Here is a 20,509-nt window from a genome sequence, read left to right as displayed (position 1 = left end):
GCACAAACTCACTGCGAAGTCCATGCGTAGTACATGGGGCCCTCATATTGAAAGTCCTTGTGGACCTGAATCACAAAGTCTCGCTCAGCAGCACTGATCGTGTAAAAGTGTGCTCGCGTCTTTGCGTTGTAGAAGCGGTAGATCGGAGAAGACTCGTTGCCCTCAGCCTTCTGTGCATACCAGCTGACGACCTCGTAGCGATATTCAGGAAAATGAGTGATCACATAGTCGCGCTCTTCCACACTGCCCGAGTAAAAATGTGCGCCGCTGGTGGCGTTGTAGAAACGAAACACGGGGTCCTTGCCGGAGCTGGCATCCGGATAAGCGTAGAACGCGATATTTTCATATCCGAACTCTGGGAAGGTTTTAATCACAAAATCCCGCTCGGCAGCACTGGCCGTGTAGAAATGCGCGCCAGTTTTGCTGTTGTAAAACCGGTAAACAGCTGCGCGACCACTGCTGACTGCCGATGCCAGCCAGTTCTTCAAAGCAGCGTTGTAAGCCACGTCAAAACGGCCATAGAAGTCCGATGACGACTTGTTGGTACAAATGGCACTCCCTCCATACAGGGTGCCTACCACCTTGCCGTTCCTGAACAGCGCAGAACCACTGCTGCCCCCCTCGGTAGTGCCTTGGCTCCAGTTAACTCGGTAGTAGTTACCGCTGGTCCCTCCACACGAAAATTGCGTGTCAGAGATCGTGGTGCAAGTCGATTGGCCGACCACTGCCCCATAGCTCAACTTAAGGAGGTCGCCACGGGGATGGTGCAAACCGATGGTAGAGACTCCTGCAGCCACGGCAGATGCATCCCACCCCGCAAAAACCGCTCCTGCGGGAGGTGTGTCGTTGAGCAAGAGAAACGATGTATCGGTATCGGCACTGGCGTAGAGAAGTTTGGCCCCTCCTACCTTCTTGGTACTCGAACTCTGCAGTGCACCACTGTTACAGCTCGACGAACGGAAGAACCAGTCCGTCTGCAAGGACGAAGCCACGGTCTGATCTGAAATACAGTGGTTGGCACTCAGGAAGTAAGGCTTGCCACTGGAGCTGCCATCGTTGAGCAATGTGCCTGTGCACAGGTAGGCATTCGCTCCTTTAACAAATACCATGCGCGCGACCGCATTGCGTTCGTTGGCGCCGTCGTTGTAGCAAGTGGCGTCCAGGTTACAGGTGTCGGCATCGCCGATGGCTTTCGCATTCTGCTGAATTTGTTCTTGGTATTCCTGCTCGGTGGGTACGGACAAGTTCGCGAAGATGTGCGACAGCTGGGGTACCGAAATTTGCAAGGTACTCGCGGCAATGCCAAGCGGCAACTCCACTTCCAAGGTCACCTCACCGCCCCCGGTATCAGGTGTCCACCACGTGCGAGCAGCATCCGAACGGTCGCCCGCAGCCTGATTGCGCTCGATCAGTTGGAGAATTTCCTGCCCGGAGATCTCGAACACCTTGTCAGGCGCCGCCTGCGTATAAACGCGCACCACTGCGCTGCCCGGAAGCTGCTGAACAAGCACTCCCAGCCGCAAACCATAGGCCCCTTCCGCACTGAAGCTCACCGCAGCAACCAGGCCACCCGCAGGTGCTTTGCGCCACTTCCACAGGGCTCCCATCGCAGACACAGACTTGGTCGCCTCCACATCACGGCCTTGCCCCACGAGCCGTGGCCCCACCGAGTCCACGGACTGGGTCTTTTCCGCAGCCAGTTCTGCCAACGCGACCACAGCTGCTGACGGCGCTGCAGTGGCACTGCGGGACTTCACTCGAGCAACATCCTGCACGGCTTCTACAGGCTGAACCCTGCTGTCCACCTGAGACAGCAACGGAGCGTTAGGTGCCGCGTCACCTGTGCCACCACCACACGCCACCAGCAGCGCTGCTGCCGAGAAGAGGGCGGGTACCCAACGCACTACGGAAAACTTTTTCATTATCTGCATCCTAGAAATCGCTACGACTCACGCTTGCAAGCCTCAAAAGGGTCACCACCAAACCATTGTGGGGCGAACATTTCGGGGCGATTATCAGCGGGCCAACGCCTTCAACGCCAGCTTAATTCCGTCACTCACCCCCACCTCCGCTGGCAGCGCCTTGAGCGCCGCAGCCGCCTCCTTGTCGCTGTAGCCCAAAGCCAACAGCGCCTGCAAAATGTCGGCTTGCGCATCGCTGGTGGCCGCGCCATGCACAGCCCCCATGTCCGCACCCAGCTTGCCCTTGAGCTCCAGCAGCAAACGCTCGGATGTCTTTTTGCCGATGCCCGGCACCTTCACCAAACGGCCCGCCTCCTGCAGCGAAATCGCCTGCGCCAGGTCGCTCACGCCCATCCCGCTCAGAATGGACAGCGCAGTGCGCGGCCCCACGCCGGAGATCTTGATCAGCTCACGAAACGCCTGGCGCTCAGGGGCGGTTGCAAAGCCATACAGCAGCTGCGCATCCTCACGCACGATGAACTGTGTCAGCAGGCTCACACGCTCGCCCACGGCGGGCAGGTTGTAGAACGTGCTCATGGGCACATTCACCTCGTAGCCCACGCCGTGGCAGTCCAGCAGCACCTCGGGGGGATTCTTCTCCAGCAGGGTGCCGGTCAATTTGCCTATCATTGATGTCCTTTGACGACGCGGGCATGACATGCCGCGCCGCCGTTCTTGCTGTTTTCCGTTGCCTGACTGGAATTATCCGCGTGATCCTGCGCCACACCTTCACCCCCCACAACAACACCCGGCTCACCCACCTGTGTGGCCCGGCCGATGCGCACCTGCGCACCATCGAGGTGGCCTTGCAGGTGAGCATTGCGCACCGGCACGAGCAGTTCAAGGTCGACGGCCCCAAGGCCAAGGCCACGCAGGCGATGGAGCTGCTGCAGGCCCTGTATGAGATGGCCGAGCGCCCCATTGGCGAGGACTATATCCAGCTGATGCTGGCGGGCGACAGCGAACTGCTGGAGGCCCCGGACGACGCCATCATCCTCAACACCCGCCGTGCGGACCTGCGCGGGCGCACCCCCACGCAGAACCTGTACCTGCAGAACATCGCCACGCACGACATCACCTTCGGCATCGGCCCTGCCGGCACAGGCAAGACGTATCTCGCCGTGGCCAGTGCGGTGGATGCATTGGAGCGCAGCAGTGTGCAGCGGATCGTGCTGACTCGCCCGGCGGTGGAGGCTGGAGAACGCCTGGGCTTTTTGCCCGGCGATCTGGCGCAGAAGGTGGACCCTTATCTGCGCCCGCTGTACGACGCGCTGTACGAGCTGATGGGACACGACAAGGTGCAAAAGGCGTTTGAGCGCAACGCCATCGAGATTGCGCCGCTGGCCTTCATGCGCGGTCGCACGCTGAACAACGCGTTCGTCATCCTCGACGAGGCACAGAACACCACGCCCGAGCAGATGAAGATGTTCCTCACCCGCATTGGCTTTGGCGCCAAGGCCGTGGTGACCGGTGACGTCAGCCAGATCGACCTGCCCAAGGGCACCTTGAGCGGCCTGATCGACGCCGAGCGCGTATTGAAGCGCGTCAAGGGCATCTCGATCACCCACTTCACCAGCGCCGATGTGGTGCGCCATCCGCTGGTGGCCCGCATCGTGGACGCCTACGACGCCCCCCGCCGTGCCGCAGCGGCCCGCACCCGCGACTGAACTCCTAATTTGATAGCTACTTACGCTTATAAATTGGGCACTGGTAGCTCAAAAACACCTCAAATGTCTTTAAACCAACTCTCCCTGTCGCTGCAGTTTGGCGCGTTTGACGAAGCCGCTGCCCACCGGGCTGTGCTGCCCCGCCACAAGGTCACGCGCTGGATTCGCCACGCCCTGGCCACCGACGCGGAGATCACCGTGCGCATCGTGGGTGCCGAAGAAGGCCTGCAGCTCAACCGCGAGTACCGCAAGAAGGACTACGCCACCAACGTGCTCACCTTCGACTACACGCAGGAGCCGGTGGTGACCGCCGACCTGGTGCTGTGCGCCCCCGTGATCGAGCGCGAGGCGAAAGAGCAAAACAAGAGCCTGGAAGAACACTACGCCCATATGCTCGTGCATGGCACGCTGCACGCCCAGGGCTGGGACCACGAGACGAGCGAGGCCGACGCCGAGGAGATGGAGGCGTACGAGACCGACATCCTGCGCGAGCTGGGTTTTGAAGACCCCTACGCAACCTGACCGGATGCAGGGTTTCCCCAAGAGCCTGCGGATCGCCCACCTGAAAAACGCAGCCGCGCGCAAAGCAGTCGCACCTTTTACGGTCGCAATTCGGACTCGAAAGCGCGGCATCTCCACCTAACATCGGTGCAATGCCGCGCGCGCAACACTGCGGCCAAGGAGATACTTTGGATACCGCCCTGCTCGTCGCTGCCGCCTTCGTCGCCGGCGCCCTCAATGCCGTTGCCGGTGGTGGCAGCTTTCTGACCCTGCCCGCCCTCGTCTTCACCGGCGTGCCGCCCGTGGTGGCCAACGCCACGGGCACGGTGGCGCTGTTGCCGGGCTACATGGCGGGAGCGTGGGGGTTTCGGGAAGACATGCAACCACCGCCTGGCCTGTCCATGCGGGCAGTGGTTTTGCTGGCCCTCATCGGCGGATCGGCCGGGGCGGCGCTGCTGCTGATCACGCCCGATGCCACTTTCCGCACGGTCGTGCCCTGGCTGCTGCTGGCGGCCACGGCGATGTTTGCCCTGGGGCCCCGGCTGCGCCAGTGGGCCGGCGCGTCGGCCCATGGCCCCGCCGCGCCGTGGAAGGCGGCCCTGGGCATGCTGGCCGTGGCGGGGTATGGCGGCTACTTCAACGGCGGGTTGGGCATCTTGCTGCTGGCACTTTTCGGCCTGCTGGGGCAAACCCAGCTCAACGCCATGAACGGCATGAAGAACCTGGTCTCTGCGCTGCTCACCGCGATTGCGGTGGCCATCTACGCAGCAGGCGGTATCGTGCTGTGGCCGCAGGCGCTGATGATGATGGTGGCCGCCACCGCAGGCGGGTATGGCGGCGCCCGCGTAGCGCGCAAGCTGCCTGCCAACGTGCTCCGCTGGGGCATCGTGGCTACCGGGCTGGTGATGGCGGCGGTGTTCTTCTGGCGGCAGTGAGCAGCAGCCCCTTGGCCTCGCCGCCAACGCCAAGGTCCACGCCTGCGGCGGTACCGGCACCCACACCAGCACCAATGGCAGGCAGCAGCCGCCCGCCGCCCCGCGTGCTGTGGGCCATGCTGCTCACGCTGCTCAGCGGGTTCGCGCTGAGCCAGGCGTTTCGAACCACCACTGCCATCCTGGCCCAGGGGCTGACGGCAGAGTTCGGGCTTTCGCCCGGGTCGCTGGGGGCCTTTGCCGGGCTGTTCGGCCTGTCGTTCGGTGTGGCCCAGTTGCTGATGGGCGTGGGGCTTGACCTGTGGGGCCTGCGGCGCACGGTGCTGACCGCGTTCCCGCTGGCGATTGGCGGGGCCGCGCTGTCGGCGGCAGCGCCCGGCTATGCGTGGCTGATGGTGGGCCAGTTGATGATCGGCGTGGGCTGCTCGCCCGCGTTCCTGGCCTGCACGCTGTTCATTGCTCGGCACTTCCCTGCCGACCGGTTTGCCTACCTGTCGGGCGTGGCGATGGGAGTTGGCGGTCTGGGCCTGCTATTCACCGGTACGCCGCTGGCCTGGCTGGTACAGCACGGTGGCGGCTGGCGCACAGGCTATGCCGTGCTGGCGGTGCTCAGCGCGCTGTCGTGGCTGCTGATCTGGCTGCGGGTGCACGAGCCTGCCCCGCTGGTACCGCCCCCGGCGCAGCGCGAAACCTGGGGCCAGGCGCTGCTCGGCTTTGGCCAGCTGCTCACGGTGCCGCACACCTGGGGCATCCTGCTGCTGGGCATGTCGGGCTACGCCGCGTTTTTGTCGCTGCGGGGCCTGTGGCTGGCGCCGTTGCTGATGGACCGCTACCACCTCACGCTGGTGGACAGCGGCAACGTCGCGCTGGGTCTGTCGTTGATTGCGCTGTTTGCACCCGGTCTGGCGGGCCGGCTGGACCCGGGCATTGGCCGCCGCCGGCGATGGATTGGCAACGCCTCGCTGCTGATGGCCGGGCTGTTCGCGCTGCTGGCATTTTTGCGGGTGCACCCTGCCGCCAGCGTGCTGCTGATCCTGCTGATGGGGCTGCTGTCGGGCTACGGCGTGCTGCAGTACGCCGACGTGCGCGCCTCGTACCCACCCGCACTCACCGGCCGGGCCCTATCGGCCTACACGATGGCAATGTTCCTGGGCGTGGCGCTAATGCAGTGGTTCACCGGCATCGTGGCCACAGGCGCCCAACGCCTGGGATGGGATGCCCACACGGCCGTCATGCTGGCGATTGCGGCCTGGCTGGCGCTGGCGTCAGTGGCGTTTCGGTTTTTGCCTGTTTCGTCACTGGTTTCTTCGCAAGCATCAGAACCCAGATAGCCTCTAGTGCCTATCTATCAATCGTCAGCTGCTATCAATTTTATTGAACTGCAGGCGGCATCCGCAGCGGAATCGTCACCGGCCCATCGTTGACCAGGTGCACCTGCATGTCGGCTGCAAACTGACCGGTGGACACCACGGGATGGATCTTGCGGGCCTGGGCCACCAGGTAGTCGTACAGCCGCTGCCCTTCATCGGGTGCCGCAGCCCGGGTGAAGCTGGGGCGGTTGCCGCCGGTGGTGTCTGCCGCCAGCGTGAACTGGCTGACCAGCAGCAGGCCGCCACCGATGTCCAGCACGCTCTGGTTCATCTTGCCTGCGGCGTCCGAAAAGATGCGCAGCTTGAGGATCTTGGCCAGCAGCCTGTCGGCTTCAGCCTCGGTGTCTCCACGCTCCGCACACACCAGCACCAGCAGTCCCGCGCCGATGGCGCCCACGGTCTGCCCGTCCACATCCACACGCGCTTCACGCACACGTTGCAATACGCTGATCACTTCACGGCATCCTTCACATCGTCACGGGGGTCGTCGAAATGCGCCTCCACGTCGGTAGGCAGCAGCTCGATGGTGGCACGCAGGCCGGGCACGGCGGTCATCAGCGCGCGCTCGACCTGGCCGCGCAGCTCGGCGGCGTGGCGCAGGGTCCAGTCGGCGGGCATGTGCAGGTGCATGTCCACAAACTGGCGCTGGCCCGCGCGGCGGGTGGAGACATGGTCGAACCGCACAGCGCCCGGCGCCTGGGCGGCCACAAACTGCTGCAGCGTGGTGTCGATGGTGGACTGAACCTCGGGCTCCACCGCCGAATCCATTAGGCCCTGGGACGACCGCCACACCAGCTCCACGCCCTCTTTCAGGATATTTAGCGCCACGGCGATGGCTGCCACCGCATCCAGCCACAGCCACCCGGTCAGGGCCGCGCCCGCAATGCCCACCAGCACACCGGCCGAGGTCCACACGTCGGTGACCAGGTGGCGTGCATCGGCCTCCAGCGCGATGGAGCGGTGCTCGCGCGCCGAGCGGAACATCACCCAGGCCAGCAGCCCGTTCAGGGCCGAGCTGAGCACCGACAGTCCCAGGCCCCAGCCCACCTGCTCGATGGGCTGTGGGTCAAACAAGCGGTGCCCGGCTGCCCACAGGATGCCTGCCGACACGCCCATGATGAGGATGCCCTCAAAGCCCGAGGAAAAGTATTCGGCCTTGTGGTGGCCGTAGGGGTGGTCGTCATCGGCTGGCCGTGCCGCCACCGTCACCATGGCCAGCGCAAACATGGCGCTGGCCAGATTCACAAACGACTCCATCGCGTCAGACAACAGACCCACCGAGCCCGTGACCACCCAGGCCAGCGTCTTGAGCGCAATGGTGACCACCGCCACGGCCACCGAGGCCCACAGCAGGTTGCGGGGTGAAAGCCAGGGGTGGGATGCGGGAGAAGATGCTGACATGGCGGGTGGGCGAAGGAACGGAAACAGGCGAGTCTGAAATTACACCAGAGCCACCTTAAGAACCTGTTCAGGATCTGAGCACCGTTTAATAGCAGGCCCCAGCATGCCCCCATGCCAGAATCCGCGCATGCTCCCCGCCTGGCGCCGCCTTCTGCCCCGACACGCCCTGCACCTGCCCAGCCTGCTGTTGTGGGTGGCGGTGGCCTGCATCGGTTGCGGCTGGCTGGTGGTGGACCGCCTGCAGCAACTGCACGCGGCGTTTGAGACCGACGCGCGCATCGTGCATCGGCTGCTGAGCCAGCGCGTGGTGCAGCACGACGCCATCATGGCCACGCTGGCGCTGCTGCAGCCAGCCGCTGCGGTGGATGACCTGCACAACGCGGCATCGCCCCTGCCCCGCCTCACGTCGGTGTATCCGCAGATTCTGGCGGTGCTGCAGCGCTCGGCCCACAGCGACTGGCCGCCCGCACTGCAGGCCGAGCTGACAGCAGCCGAGGCCACCTCACGGCGCACCGGCCACGCCGCTACGGCAGGCCTGAACCTACCCGCAGGCCGTTACTACCTGGTGCTGGCGGGCACGCCAGCCAGCTATGCGCTGCACATCGACCTGCGCACCACCATCCCCACTGACGAGTGGCCCATGGACATGGCCGCCAGCCCGGTGCGCGTGACGCTGGAGCATGGCGGCACGGCCTTTGTGGTGCAGCCCGGCCAGGCCGACCAGGGCAGCGGCATCCACACCTACGACTTTCACAAACTGCTGGCCGCCGCCAGCCAGCCGCTGGACGTGGTGGCCCGCCGCACCGTGGGCATGCACGAACTGCCCTGGTGGCGCATGTTGGGCTGGTGCCTGCTGACCGCAGCGCTGTGGGCCGCAGGCCGCGCACTGTGGCGCCAGCGCGTGGCGCGCCAGCGGGCCGAAGAGCTGCTGCGCCTGGGCCAGGTGGCGCGGCTGAACACATTGGGCGAATTGGCCGCTGGCATGGCCCACGAACTGAACCAGCCGCTGACCGCCCTGCTGTCCAGCACCCAGGCCGCCCAGCGCCTGCTGGCCGACGACCCACCCGACCTCGACACCGCACAGACCGCCATGGCCCGCGCCGTGGAGCAGGCGCGCCGCGCATCCACCGTGGTGGGCCGCCTGCGCCGCCTGGTGGAGCGGCCCGACCTGGCCGGTCAGGCCCAGCCCCTGGCACTGCCCACCGCCGTGCAGGACGTGCTGCACCTGCTGGAGCCCGAGCTGGCACAGCGCGGCGTGGTGCCCGAGGTGTTGGCCGCAGCAGACCTGCCCCCGGTGCTGGCCGAACCCGTGGCCCTGCAACAGATCATCCACAACCTGCTGATGAACGCGTTGCAGGCGCTGGAGCAAGTGCCCCCCGCTGAACGCCAGCTGCACCTTGCAATGGCGCAGGCTGGTGCCGGACAGGTGGCGCTGTCGGTGCGCGACGACGGCCCCGGCATCCCGCCCGAAGCACGCCAGCACCTGTTCGAGCCCTTCTACACCACACGCAACGGCGGCCTGGGCCTGGGCCTCACGCTGTGCGAGAGCCTGGCGCAGGCCATGGGCGCGCATCTGAGCCTGGCGCCCGAAGCCACGCCCCCATCCGCCGCCCAACGGGGGGCAGAGTTTGTGCTGACCCTCAACGTCGCACCACCCACCGATGACCGATAACGCCCCCTCCCTCTCGCCCCTGATCCACCTGGTGGACGACGATGCTGCCGTGCGCGAGGGCCTCTCCCTGCTCATCAGCACCGTGGGCCTGCGCGTGCAGACCTGGGCCGACCCGCAGTCGTTCATGGCCGGGTTTGACCGCGCCAGCATCGGCGCCATCGTGCTGGATGTGCGCATGCCGGGCATCAGCGGCCTCACGGTGCTGGAGCAGCTGCTGGCGCAGGGCGTGGACCAGCCCGTGATCCTGCTCACCGGCCACGGCACGGTGGAGATGTGCCGCCGCGCCTTCAAAACTGGCGCGGCCGAGTTTCTGGAAAAACCGGTGGACGACGAAGTGCTGATCGAAGTCCTGCAAAACGCCGTGCGCCAGCATGTGCGCTCGCGCGAACGCCACCAGGCCGACCAGCAGGCGCGCGAGCGTTTTGCGCAGCTCTCGGCCCGCGAGCGCGAGGTGCTGGGACTGATCGTGGAGGGTCTGACCAACAAGGAAATCGGCCGGGCGCTCGAACTCTCGCCCCGCACGGTGGAAACACACCGCGCCCACCTGTTTGCCAAGCTGGGGGCCGAGTCGCTGGCGCAGCTGATTCGGCGCTACGCGGCGCTGGTGGACGCGGCCGCGTGAGCTACCTTTTGGCGGGCTTTCCGTAGTTCTACGGAGGCCCGCGCGTAGCCGCCCGAATGGCCGAAAACGGCGGCCATTTCTACAGTTCTCCCACGGCGCCACAACGGGTGGCACCGACCCAGAAACACCGGAGAACACCATGCAAAACCGCCTTGCCACCGTCGCCGCCCTCACCCTGTCCCTGATCGCCACCGCCGCCAGCGCCGAAGGCGTGCGCACCGAAAAGAACATGTCGCTGGACCTGGCCACGCAGATCGCCGCGCAAACCGTGGCCACCTGCACCGCCAACGGCTACGCCGTCACGGCCACCGTGGTGGACCGCGCAGGCACCGTGCGCGCTGTGCAGCGCGCCGACAACGCCGGCCCCCACACGCTGGAAGCCAGCCGCCTCAAGGCCTACACCTCGGCATCGGCCAAGAACACCACGCTGGCCATGATGGAAGGCGCGCAGAAGAACCCCGCTGCGGCCAACCTGGTGAACATCCCCGGCTACCTGCTGCTGGGCGGCGGCGTGCCGGTGAAGGTGGGCAACGAGGTGATCGGCGCTGTGGGCGTGGGCGGTGCACCCGGCGGCCACCTGGACGAGCAGTGCGCGGTGGCGGGCATTGCCAAGGTGCAGGACTTGCTGAAGTAAGCCAGCCCCACCACAGGCAACTGAGCATTCAACGGAGGCCCCCATGAAGCCGTGGAATCTTGTTTTCGCCCTGGCCGCCGCCCTGGCCTGTGCCACCCCGGCCCAGGCCCAGGTGCCACCCACGGCGGCCGAAACAGCAGCCTACCAGGGCCTGCATGCCGCTGCGGCGCGGGGCGATGTGCCCAGGCTCACCCAACTGATCGCAGCGCGGGCCGACGTGAATGCCCGCGATGGCTACGGCCGCACGCCGCTGCATGTGGCCACCTTTGCCCGGCAGGCCGATGCCATCCGCGCCCTCGCCCAGGCTGGGGCCGACCTGAATGCGCTGGAGAACGACCGCTACGACGCCGTGACCATCGCCGCCGTGGCGGACGACGAGGCCACGCTGCGCGTGCTGCTGCAGCTGGGCGCCAGCACCAAACAGGTGACCAGCCGCTATGACGGCACGGCCCTGATCGCCGCCGCCCACCTGGGGCACGACGGCGTGGTGCGTCAGTTGATCGCCGCCGGGGCGCCGCTGGACCATGTGAACAACCTGCACTGGACGGCGCTCATCGAGTCCATCGTGCTGGGCAACGGCGGCCCGCGCCACCAGGCCACACTGCAAGCCTTGCTACAGGCGGGGGCTAGCCAGGCACTGACCGACCGGCAGGGCAACACGCCCCTGCAGCTGGCGCGCCAGCGGGGCTTTGGAGAGATGGTGCGGATGCTGGAGGCTGCCGCAGCACGGCGCTGATGCCGCCAGTGCAGGACGCGCATCCACTATCAAGTTGATAGCTATTGGTGCATGATTGACTAGCGCATCCGGCGCTTTTTACTCAAAGTCCTGGGTTCCCGTCACCAGGCGGGCCTTCACGGTCTTGCCCTTCACCCGGCCCTGGTTCAGGCGCTGGGCAGCTTGGGCGCCGATGGCACGGTCCACCGCCACATAGGTGGAGAAGTCGTTCACGTTGATCTTGCCGATCTGCTCTCGGGTGTAGCCCATCTCACCGGTCAGCGCGCCCAGCACGTCGCCCGCACGGATCTTCTCCTTGCGGCCACCGATGATCTGGATGGTGACCATGGGCGGCACCAGCGGGCCGTTGCCGGTCGGTGTCAGGTCGGCCACAGGGAACCAGCGCGACTCTCGGCCCTGCAGTTGTTCGATCTTGCCCACGCTGCCCATCTCGTCCAGGCTGGCCAGGTTCAGCGCCAGCCCTTCGGCATCGCCCCGGCCCGTGCGGCCGATGCGGTGGATGTGCACCTCGGGGTCGGGCGTCACGTCCACGTTGATCACGGCGGCCAGGTTGGCAATGTCCAGCCCGCGCGCTGCCACGTCGGTGGCCACCAGCACCGAGCAGCTCTTGTTGGCAAACTGCACCAGCACCTGGTCGCGCTCGCGCTGCTCCAGCTCGCCAAACAGCGCCAGCGCGCTGAAGCCCTGGGCCTGCAGCACGGCCACCAGGTCGCGGCACTGCTGCTTGGTGTTGCAGAACGCGATGGACGAATCGGGCCGGAAGTGGTTGAGCAGCAGCGACACGGCATGCAGGCGCTCGCTGTTCTTCACCTCGTACCAGCGCTGCTCGATCTTGCCCTCGGCATGCTGCGCCTGCACGGTGATCTGCTCGGGCGACTTCATGAACTGGGCGCTCAGCTTGGCGATGCCCTCGGGGTAGGTGGCCGAGAACAGCAGGGTCTGGCGCTCTTTGGGACACTGCTTGGCCACCACGACGATGTCGTCGAAGAAGCCCATGTCGAGCATGCGGTCAGCCTCGTCGAGCACCAGGGTGTTGAGCGCCTCCAGCGTCAGGTGCTGGCGCTCCAGGTGGTCCATCACCCGGCCGGGCGTGCCCACCACGATGTGCGCGCCGTGCTCCAGGCTCAGCATCTGGCCGCGCAGCGGCACACCGCCGCACAGGGTCACGACCTTGATGTTTTCTTCGGCGCGCGCCAGGCGGCGGATTTCAGTGGTCACCTGGTCGGCCAGCTCGCGTGTAGGGCACAGCACCAGGGCCTGTACCGCAAAGCGGCGGGGGTTGAGGTTGGCCAGCAGGGCCAGCGCAAACGCGGCGGTCTTGCCGCTGCCGGTGCTGGCCTGGGCGATCAGGTCCTTGCCCAGCAAGGCGGGTGGCAGGCTGGCCGCCTGAATGGGCGTCATCGTGGTGTAGCCCAGCTGCTGCAGGTTGGCCAGCATGGCGGGGCTCAGGGCCAGCGCGCTGAAATCAGCGCGGGCTTGGTTTTCTTTGGAGGTCATGGGCCGATTATCCGGTGCGGGGTATCCGGGCGACTACCTTACGCCCCCGTCAGGTGTATCGGCTATAACAAACAGATACGTACCGAGCGGTCCATGCCAGACTCATCCAACGCAGCCAACACGCCAGGTCAAGGGGGTTCCAGCGACTCGCTGCTGCGCCTGATCGCCGACTCGGTCCCGGCCCTGATGGCTTATTACGACCTGCCGGGACTGCGCTGCCAGTTCGCCAACCAGGGCTACGCCGCCTACAACGGCCACAGCACAGAATCCATCCTGGGCCTGACCGTGCAGGAGGCGATTGGCGACAAGGCCTGGCAGGCCATCCAGCCGTACGTGGAGCGCTGCTCACACGGTGAGCGCGTGAAATACACGCGCGAGCAAACCCTGCCCAACGGCGAGGTGCGGATGATCGAGGTCAACCTGATCCCGCATTTTGGCAACGCGGGGCTGCAGCTCGGCTCCTTTGTGCTGATCACCGACATCACCGAGCGTTGGCGCGCCGAGCGCGAGGTACGCCAGAGCGAAGAACGCATGCGCAAGTTCACCGAGGCCACGGACGAAGCCATCGTGTTCCATCGCGACGGCATCATCACCGACGGCAACGAGGCACTGTACCGCTTGACGGGATTTGCACTGCACGAAGTGCTGGGCCTGTCGATCTTCAACTTCATCAGCCCCGAGTGGCGCGCTACCGCGCTGGAATACACCCGCAGCGGACGGGAGGATCCGTACGAAGTCACCATCCGCCACAAGGATGGGCATCCCATCCCCGTCGAGGTCGTCGGCAAGACCATGCCCCTGCACCATGCCGACTACCGCATCGTGGTGGTGCGCGACATCACGGCCCGCAAACAGGCGCAGGAGCGCGAAGCCTTCATCGCACTGCACGACCCCCTCACACAATTGCCCAACCGGCACTTCCTGATGGAGCAGCTGTCGCAGGTGCTGTCGCTGGCTCGCCGGCGGCATGGCCGTGTGGCGGTGCTGTTCATGAACCTGGACCATTTCAAGACCGTGAACGACTCGCTCGGCCACCATGCGGGCGACCAGCTGCTGTGCAACGTCGCCGAGCGACTGCGCCAGGGTGTGCGCGATGCCGACGTGGTCGCGCGCATCGGCGGCGACGAGTTTGTGGTGGTGCTGACCGACGTGCAGACGCCCGATGACGCGGCCATGGTGGCCGACAAGCTGCTGGAGTCCATGCACGGCGTTTTCACGGTCGATCAGCTGCCGCTCACCATCTCCCCGTCCATCGGCATCAGCCTGTACCCGGACCACGGTGGCAGCGCCGACATGCTGCTGCGCTGCGCCGATGCGGCCATGCAGCATGCCAAGGACAGCGGGCGCGGCAACCGCCAGTTCTACGCCACCAGCATGGAGGCCAGTGCCCTCGATGTGCTGCACCAGGAGCGCCTGCTGCGCGACGCCATTGCACGCAACGACTTCGTGCTGCACTACCAGCCGCAAATTTGCCTGGCCGACGGTTCGCTGCAAGGCCTGGAAGCGCTGGTGCGATGGCGCCACCCCGAGCGGGGGCTGGTGGGGCCCGACGAGTTCATCACGTTCTCGGAGTCACGGGGCCTCATCACGCCCATCGGCCGCTGGGTGATGCGCGAAGCCTGCCGCCAGCTCAAAGCCTGGCAGGACCAGGGCCTGGCCAAGGTGCCCGTGGCAGTCAACCTCTCGGCCCTCGAATTCCGCCAGCGCGATGTGGCCGCTGAAATCGCGGCCGTCCTCCAGGAAACAGGGCTGGCACCGCAATACCTGGAGATCGAACTGACCGAGTCCGTGCTCATGCACCAGACTGGCCAGACCCTGAACACCCTGCACGCCGTCAAGGCATTGGGCGTCGGCATCTCCATCGATGACTTCGGCACCGGGTACTCCTCCCTGGCATATCTGAAGCGCTACCCCATCGACAAGCTCAAGATCGACCGGTCATTTGTCACCGACACCCCCGGCAGCGCCGACGACGTCGCCATCGTCACCGCCATCATCCAGATGGCCCGCAGCCTGCAGCTCAAGACGGTGGCGGAAGGGGTGGAAACACAGGCGCAAATCGACCTGCTGGCGGGACTGGGGTGTGATTTGATCCAGGGGTTTGTGGTGACCATGCCGATGGGTGAGGAGTCTACGCGGCGATGGCTGCTGAGGAACAGGACTACATAATTTACTCACGGATTGTTGTGTGCATGTAGTTCTGCGCTATCGCTTTCTCGCTTTTGGCAGCGCTCATCGCATAAAAATAAAAATCCTACGCATTGGACGATAGGCATCCAAATAAATTAATACTTGTAAAAATAGCTGCTAGGAGGTTGATCAAGAGGGTTGTTGGAAAAAAACTCAACGTAACTCGCCGAGGGCTTTGGGCTTGAAAAACAATCCTTGAACCAAACGCGCACTGCAATGCCACTTTTTAAGTTAACAAACTTCTCATCACCCCCAAAAGCAGAATATGCCTCGCTGAGCTCAGAAGTACTAATACGCTTCACATTTTGGCTTTTGTAGTCTTTGACAACAATCCACCCCACCCCAATGCTTTTCAAGTATCCCGTGTAATTAGGAGAGGAAACATCTGCTCCACCCATATCAGGCACAGGCAAGTTGCAGGCGGACAAAGCGAGATTTGGGGCGAGTGCAAGAAGTGTCAGCAGACACCACAAAGAAAGAATTTCACAGATTTTTTTACTGATTTCTGGCATTTGTTTTTCCTCCGTTTTCAAGCTCCCCGTTTCTTATGTAGTCGATGGATCTTTCCGGGTTGTCATTTTTGAATTGCTCGGATCTTTCGCACAGAGCTTTCACATCCTCGTTCTGAGCCCGCGTACACCCCAAGGTTGGATTCCAACCTTGACGATCTGCGAAGGGATCTTTCAAACCAGATCCGCCGCCGTGGATCCATCTACCTCTGTCATCAGTTGTTCTCCATTTGGCAACGCCAAATGCCTTGCTTGATTTTGGATATTCACATTGAGTAAACTTTCCACTGTAAGCCCCCGCAGCCCCACTCTTGGCGGTGCTGGTGACTTGATTGCGTGTTTCCATTTCCATGAGTGTTCGACCGTTAGCATCAAGCATTATCGTTTGCCCATTTGAAATATCTGTGTAAACCAAAGCATTCCCAGTTCCATTACTAACCAGATCGAGCCCTTTTGGATCAATGAGTTGCAATGGACTGACAGACGCATAGAGAAATAAGTTCAATCCCCCAGCTAGCCCAATAGGATCCTGCGTGATGTACTGTCCCACCCTCGGGTCGTAATACCTGAACCGGTTGTAGTGAAGGTTCGTTTCCTCATCGAACTGCTGTCCCTGGAAGCGAATCGGTTGGTGGATTTGATCGGGGTTGTATTCGTCCGCAATTTCGCCCCAAGCTGTGTACCTAGCCACCCAGGCCACTTGCCCTAGTTGTTCTCCGTTCGCATTGACCAACGCAATAGGTGTACCCAGGTGATCCGTGAGCACGTGCCGGATCGTCAGCGGGTGTTCTTCTTGCGTTTGCGCTTGTGCATCCTTGAGCGCCTGGATCGATTCCCGCACCTGCGCCTGCAATTCCTGCGGCAGTAGCCCTGAGAGTTGGTAGCTAGGCCGCAGGGCCTCCTTCAAGGCTTGGTGAAGGAGTTCTCGTTCCTCGCGGGGTAGTTCTCGCTGCAGTGCGTTGCTGGCGTCATTGCTTCCCAGCCCCAGCAAGGTCTTGACGGGGTCGGTCTGCCCCGCGTTCTCTTTGCTTCTCTGCACCTGCAGCAGCGGCACAAAGCTGCCAGGCTCGTACACCGTGTGATGAATCTGCTCTGCGGTTTCCGTGTGCACCAGCCGGTCCCCGTCCCAGCCGAAGTGAGTGATCTGGCCTTGCTCGCCTGTTTTTCGGTGTGTCTTGCTCACCCGACGCCCGAATGTGTCGTAGCGGTAAGTGGTGCGGCTTAGTTCTTGCACTTGGGGGTTGCGTTGCACGGCTTGCCGCAACTGGTGCAGGCTGTCGTAGTGCAGCTCGGTAATGCTGCCGTCGCTGTGCAGGGCCTGCGTGCGGTTGCCCCAGCTGTCGTAGCGGTAGTGGGTTGCGCCTTGGTTGTCTGCGTTCTGGCTCCATCCTATGCGGTTGTCTCGCCAGCGCTCTATGTTCTGGCCCGCGGAGGTGTCCGGGTTTTGGTCAGGCTGCAGCAGGTTGAACTGCGGGTCGTGCAGGTTTTGTTGGACCTGGGCGCTCCAGTCAGCGCTGACTGCGGTCTTTGCGCCCAGGTGCTGGAACGCCGCTTTGGCGGGCAGGCGGTTGCCTGCCGGGTCCAGGCGCCAGCGGTGGTGGTGTTCCCCTTGAGCGCTGGCCTGCATCTGGTTGATCAAGCGCTGGCAGTTGTCGTATTGGTATGCGTTGGCTTCGGTGGGGGTTTGGATGCCGATGAGCTGGCCCAGGCTGTCGTAGGTGTAGCGGCGCTGCTGCAGGCCGCCTATGAGCGGGGCTGCACTTTGGGGTGCGCTGGCGTGTCCTGGCAGTCCTTGCCAGCGTTGGTGCAGCAGGCGGCCCAGAGGGTCCATCTGGCGGGTCTGGGTGATGATGGCCGGTGCGTGTTCGTGCGCTGCGCCGTTTTGCGGCAGGTACAGGCTGCGACCCACTTCGCGGTGCAGCTTGTCGCGCTCCAGGGCCAGCAGGGGGGTTTGGTTGAGCAGCACGCCGTGCACGTGGCCTGAGCCGTAGGTCAGCCAGTCCAGTTGGCCGATGCCTTGCAATTCACTGGTTTGGCGCTCGCCCAGTGCGCCCAGGCGGTGGTGGATGCGATGTTCGAATTCGGTAGCAAGGGCCAGTTTGTGAGCGCCGCTGGTGTCCGCCTCGGGTACGCAGTAGAGCGTTTGCACTTCGCCGGTGGTGCGGCCGAGCGCGTCACGTTGCAGATCTACGCGGCTGCTGGGCTGCACGTATCGGACTTGCAGGCTTTGCAGCCAGGGGCTATTGGCAAGGGCTTGCGTGTCGTGCTGCTGGTTGAGCACGGTACGCAGTTGTTCAGTACTCAGTTGCAACCAGTCGTTGACCAGCGCGGTGGTCGCCTCTGTGCCCAGTTCCCAGCCCTCGGTGCTCAGGAGTTCGCCACTGTCGCTGTAGCTGAACTGGTGGATTTGAAGGTCGTTGTCTGGGGCCTCGGCGTTGACAGGGGAGATGTCCACCTCGCAGGCCGCACCTGCTTTGGCGGTGATACGGTAGGTCAGGCGCCCGGCGTTGTCGTAGTGGAAGCGGCTGCGCACGGTACCCATGCCTTCGGTCGCAGCGGCCAAGCTGCTGTCTTGGCTGTCGGTCTTTTCGATCAGTTGGCCTGCGGCGTCGTAGCGGTAAGCCTGGCTACGGCCATCGAAGCCCACTTCCTGGATCAAGCGGTCCTGGGTGTCGTAGGTGAAGCGGGTAGTGGCGTGGTTCTCGTTGATGAGTTCCGTGACGCGGCCTGCACTGTCGTAGCGCAGTTGCAGGCTGGCGCCAGCCTGGGTCTGGGCGATGATGCGGCCCCAGAGGTCGTGCTCGTAGGTCACGGTGGTGGTGACCGGTGCCAAGCCGGTGTCGCTGGTTCGGTGAGCTACGGCACCCAGGGTGATGGCTTGGACCTGACCGTTGTCGCCCCAGCAGTATTGCACCAAGCTACCGTCGGCCTGCTGGGTTTGCAGCAGCCGTCCCACGGTGTCGCGCTGGTGGCGGGTGTGATGGCCCAGGGCATCGGTTTCTTCGATGAGTTCACCCCAGGCGTCGTACTGCCAGCGGGTGGTGTGGCCGCTGCAGTCGGTATAGCGGGTGGGCTGGCCGCAGGCGTTATAGCCCAAGGTCTTGCGTCCCCCTCGGGGATCGACGACGGCCTGTGGTTGGTCGGCCCAAGCGCGGTTGGCCGGGGGCAGTGTGTGTAGGGCGCCTTCCTGGTATTGCAGCCGTGTGGTGCTGGCTAGTTCGCCTGCGAGGACGGTGGCCTCGGTCAGGCGGCCCCATTCGTCATAGGCGTAGTGGGTTTGGATGCCGCTGGCACTGGCGCTTTGCAGCAGCAGACCGTCTTGCGCTGTACCCGGCAAACCCCAGCGTTGCTGGCTGCTGCGGCCGTCGGGGCCTTGCACGCCCAGCAGGTTACCTTGGCCGTCGTACCGCCAGTGGATGGTGCGGCCCAGCGGGTCGGTGGCGGCGATGCGCCGGCCTGCGCCGTCGTACTGGAAGTGCTCTTCGCTGCCGTCGGGGTTGATCTGGCGCGTAATGCGCTTGAGCCCGCCGCAGCCTTCGTGGTGGTACGCAGTGGTGCGCCCCAGGCTGTCGCGCACGGTTGTGCAACTGGCGGCCTTGGGGTCTTGGGGCGCCGCGTCCTGGTAGCTGAAGTGGTAGCTCAGGCCTTCTTCGTTGTGGTGTTCGATGACGCGGGCGCCGGGGTGGTCGCCTTCATAGACATAGCTGTGTTCCGGGCCGCTGCGTACGCGGTGGGCGACCATGCGGTGCTGGCTGTCGTAGCGGAACTGGCGCGTGCGTTGGCCGTCGCGGGCATGCACGGCAATGAGGTCGCCTTGGGGGCTGTAGTGGTAGCGCACCAGGGGCACGGGGTGGGCGGGGCTGCCGTCGTGAGGGTTGTGAACGCAGTCCACGCCCATCAAGCGCAGCCCGGTATCGATGGGGCCAGCACCGGTGGGTTGAACGTTGCTCGCGTGCTCCGCTGGCCCGCTCTCGCGGTTGTACAGCAGGGCGTAGCGGCGGCCTGCGCCGTCGGTGATGGCAGCCAGCCGCCCGTGTTCATCATGGTGGTATTGCTGGGTGCGGCCGAAGGCATCCATCAGGCCAACGAGGTGGCAGTCTCCGTTGGTCTGGGCCTTGAAGAGCCAGGCTGTGCGGCCCGTCTGCGTGGCGGCCAGGACGTAGCCGGCATCCAATCGGGCGAGGGCGGGGATGTGGGCCCAGCGCTGCTGGTGCATCCAGGGCAGGAGCTCCTGGGCCAGGCTGGCAGAGGTCGCGCCGTTGTAAGCCTCAGCATCACCGCCGCGCAGCAGCAGGAGGGCTTCGCTGTCGCCTTGCAGGGTCTGGCCTGCGCGCAGGGCTTCGTCAAAGGTGATGACGCGGCCACCGGCGTCGTGCAGAAGGGTTTGAGTGGGTTGGAGCTGAAGGCGCAGTTCGTGTGGCAGGTGCCAACACCATCCCAGAAGACCGCACTGTGGGCCCTGTTCGGAATTGACGTAGCTGCTGTACTGGCGTTGCCAGACCAGGGGTATGGGGCCGGGCAGTGCGAAGTCCAGGTCTTCGGGGCCGAGCAGGACCTTGGCGCCCAGGGTGGGGTTGACGGGGCTGCCAATGGTTTTGCCACCGGGGCAGGTGGAGCACGCTACGCCGCCTTGGGAGCCGATCAGGACCGTGTTGGAGCCCTGGATGATCGGACCTCCAGATTCCGTCAGGTCTCCTCGCCTGGCAGCGTTCTTGCCCATGATGTTTCCCTCGATTGAATATGTTGTTGTCCAGATGCGCGCGCCGCCTGAAGCGCCGCAAGGCTGGCAGCGCCTGCGCCGCCAAACTCCCCCCAAA

At 64.4% G+C, this 20,509-nt stretch carries 16 protein-coding genes; 9 read left to right on the top strand and 7 right to left on the bottom strand.

The genetic code is table 11. The annotated features are described in order from the left end of the window. Positions 1–8: 8 nt before the first annotated feature. Both AC07X4_RS06190 and ruvA read right to left on the bottom strand, forming a co-directional pair. Positions 9–1,922: a trypsin-like peptidase domain-containing protein gene (locus AC07X4_RS06190; RefSeq protein WP_494739557.1), complete on the bottom strand. Its 1,914-nt coding sequence runs from the start codon at positions 1,920–1,922 to the stop codon at positions 9–11. Between the two features lie 93 nt (positions 1,923–2,015). After that, positions 2,016–2,591 carry a Holliday junction branch migration protein RuvA gene (gene ruvA, locus AC07X4_RS06185; RefSeq protein ID WP_494739556.1) on the bottom strand — a complete coding sequence of 192 codons (576 nt, stop codon included), beginning with the start codon at positions 2,589–2,591 and terminating at the stop codon, positions 2,016–2,018. Between the two features lie 80 nt (positions 2,592–2,671). On the opposite strand from ruvA, the gene AC07X4_RS06180 reads away from it, so the two are divergent. The 4 genes from AC07X4_RS06180 to AC07X4_RS06165 all read left to right on the top strand — a co-directional run bounded on the left by AC07X4_RS06180 (position 2,672) and on the right by AC07X4_RS06165 (position 6,392). Beyond that, positions 2,672–3,628, top strand: coding sequence for a PhoH family protein (locus AC07X4_RS06180; protein WP_056059579.1), 957 nt, complete (start codon positions 2,672–2,674; stop codon positions 3,626–3,628). Between the two features lie 63 nt (positions 3,629–3,691). Then, positions 3,692–4,150 (top strand): rRNA maturation RNase YbeY, encoded by a 459-nt coding sequence (ybeY, locus tag AC07X4_RS06175; protein ID WP_288850655.1) that lies wholly within the window; start codon positions 3,692–3,694, stop codon positions 4,148–4,150. A 167-nt stretch (positions 4,151–4,317) separates the two neighbouring features. After that, a complete protein-coding gene (locus tag AC07X4_RS06170; RefSeq protein WP_494739555.1) occupies positions 4,318–5,064 on the top strand; it encodes a sulfite exporter TauE/SafE family protein in 747 nt (248 codons plus the stop codon). Between the two features lie 74 nt (positions 5,065–5,138). Then, positions 5,139–6,392, top strand: a complete 1,254-nt coding sequence (locus tag AC07X4_RS06165; protein WP_288850657.1) for an MFS transporter — start codon at positions 5,139–5,141, stop codon at positions 6,390–6,392. Positions 6,393–6,432: 40 nt separating this feature from the next. Here AC07X4_RS06165 and dtd read toward each other — a convergent pair whose 3' ends face one another. Together dtd and AC07X4_RS06155 are read right to left on the bottom strand one after the other, a co-directional pair. After that, complete coding sequence (dtd, locus tag AC07X4_RS06160) at positions 6,433–6,885, bottom strand: D-aminoacyl-tRNA deacylase (RefSeq protein WP_494739554.1); 453 nt, start codon at positions 6,883–6,885, stop codon at positions 6,433–6,435. Beyond that, a complete protein-coding gene (locus AC07X4_RS06155; protein ID WP_056059587.1) occupies positions 6,882–7,832 on the bottom strand; it encodes a cation diffusion facilitator family transporter in 951 nt (316 codons plus the stop codon). The genes dtd and AC07X4_RS06155 overlap by 4 nt, the downstream gene beginning before the upstream one ends. 127 nt (positions 7,833–7,959) lie before the next feature. Between AC07X4_RS06155 and AC07X4_RS06150 the strand changes: the two genes are divergently transcribed. The 4 genes from AC07X4_RS06150 (at position 7,960) to AC07X4_RS06135 (ending at position 11,496) form a co-directional block, all read left to right on the top strand. Next, complete coding sequence (locus AC07X4_RS06150) at positions 7,960–9,504, top strand: sensor histidine kinase (RefSeq protein ID WP_494739553.1); 1,545 nt, start codon at positions 7,960–7,962, stop codon at positions 9,502–9,504. After that, positions 9,494–10,126: a response regulator transcription factor gene (locus tag AC07X4_RS06145; protein WP_494739552.1), complete on the top strand. Its 633-nt coding sequence runs from the start codon at positions 9,494–9,496 to the stop codon at positions 10,124–10,126. The genes AC07X4_RS06150 and AC07X4_RS06145 overlap by 11 nt, the downstream gene beginning before the upstream one ends. Positions 10,127–10,265: 139 nt before the next feature. Further along, positions 10,266–10,760: a GlcG/HbpS family heme-binding protein gene (locus AC07X4_RS06140; RefSeq protein WP_056745563.1), complete on the top strand. Its 495-nt coding sequence runs from the start codon at positions 10,266–10,268 to the stop codon at positions 10,758–10,760. Between the two features lie 43 nt (positions 10,761–10,803). Continuing rightward, positions 10,804–11,496, top strand: a complete 693-nt coding sequence (locus tag AC07X4_RS06135) for an ankyrin repeat domain-containing protein (protein WP_494739551.1) — start codon at positions 10,804–10,806, stop codon at positions 11,494–11,496. 78 nt (positions 11,497–11,574) lie between these two features. Here the strand turns inward: AC07X4_RS06135 and dbpA are convergent, their stop codons facing one another. Further along, positions 11,575–12,993, bottom strand: coding sequence for an ATP-dependent RNA helicase DbpA (gene dbpA / locus AC07X4_RS06130; RefSeq protein WP_099731364.1), 1,419 nt, complete (start codon positions 12,991–12,993; stop codon positions 11,575–11,577). Between the two features lie 93 nt (positions 12,994–13,086). Here dbpA and AC07X4_RS06125 point away from each other — a divergent pair, with 93 nt between their 5' ends. After that, positions 13,087–15,162, top strand: coding sequence for a putative bifunctional diguanylate cyclase/phosphodiesterase (locus tag AC07X4_RS06125; RefSeq protein ID WP_494739550.1), 2,076 nt, complete (start codon positions 13,087–13,089; stop codon positions 15,160–15,162). A 116-nt stretch (positions 15,163–15,278) separates the two neighbouring features. On the opposite strand, the gene AC07X4_RS06120 is transcribed toward AC07X4_RS06125, so the two are convergent. Both AC07X4_RS06120 and AC07X4_RS06115 read right to left on the bottom strand, forming a co-directional pair. After that, positions 15,279–15,695 carry a hypothetical protein gene (locus AC07X4_RS06120; RefSeq protein WP_494739549.1) on the bottom strand — a complete coding sequence of 139 codons (417 nt, stop codon included), beginning with the start codon at positions 15,693–15,695 and terminating at the stop codon, positions 15,279–15,281. Further along, positions 15,679–20,412, bottom strand: coding sequence for an RHS repeat-associated core domain-containing protein (locus tag AC07X4_RS06115; protein WP_494739548.1), 4,734 nt, complete (start codon positions 20,410–20,412; stop codon positions 15,679–15,681). The genes AC07X4_RS06120 and AC07X4_RS06115 overlap by 17 nt, the downstream gene beginning before the upstream one ends. Positions 20,413–20,509: the final 97 nt, after the last annotated feature.

This window comes from Acidovorax sp. GW460-11-11-14-LB4, assembly GCF_059423685.1.
This window is presented reverse-complemented; position numbering and strand designations above follow the sequence as displayed.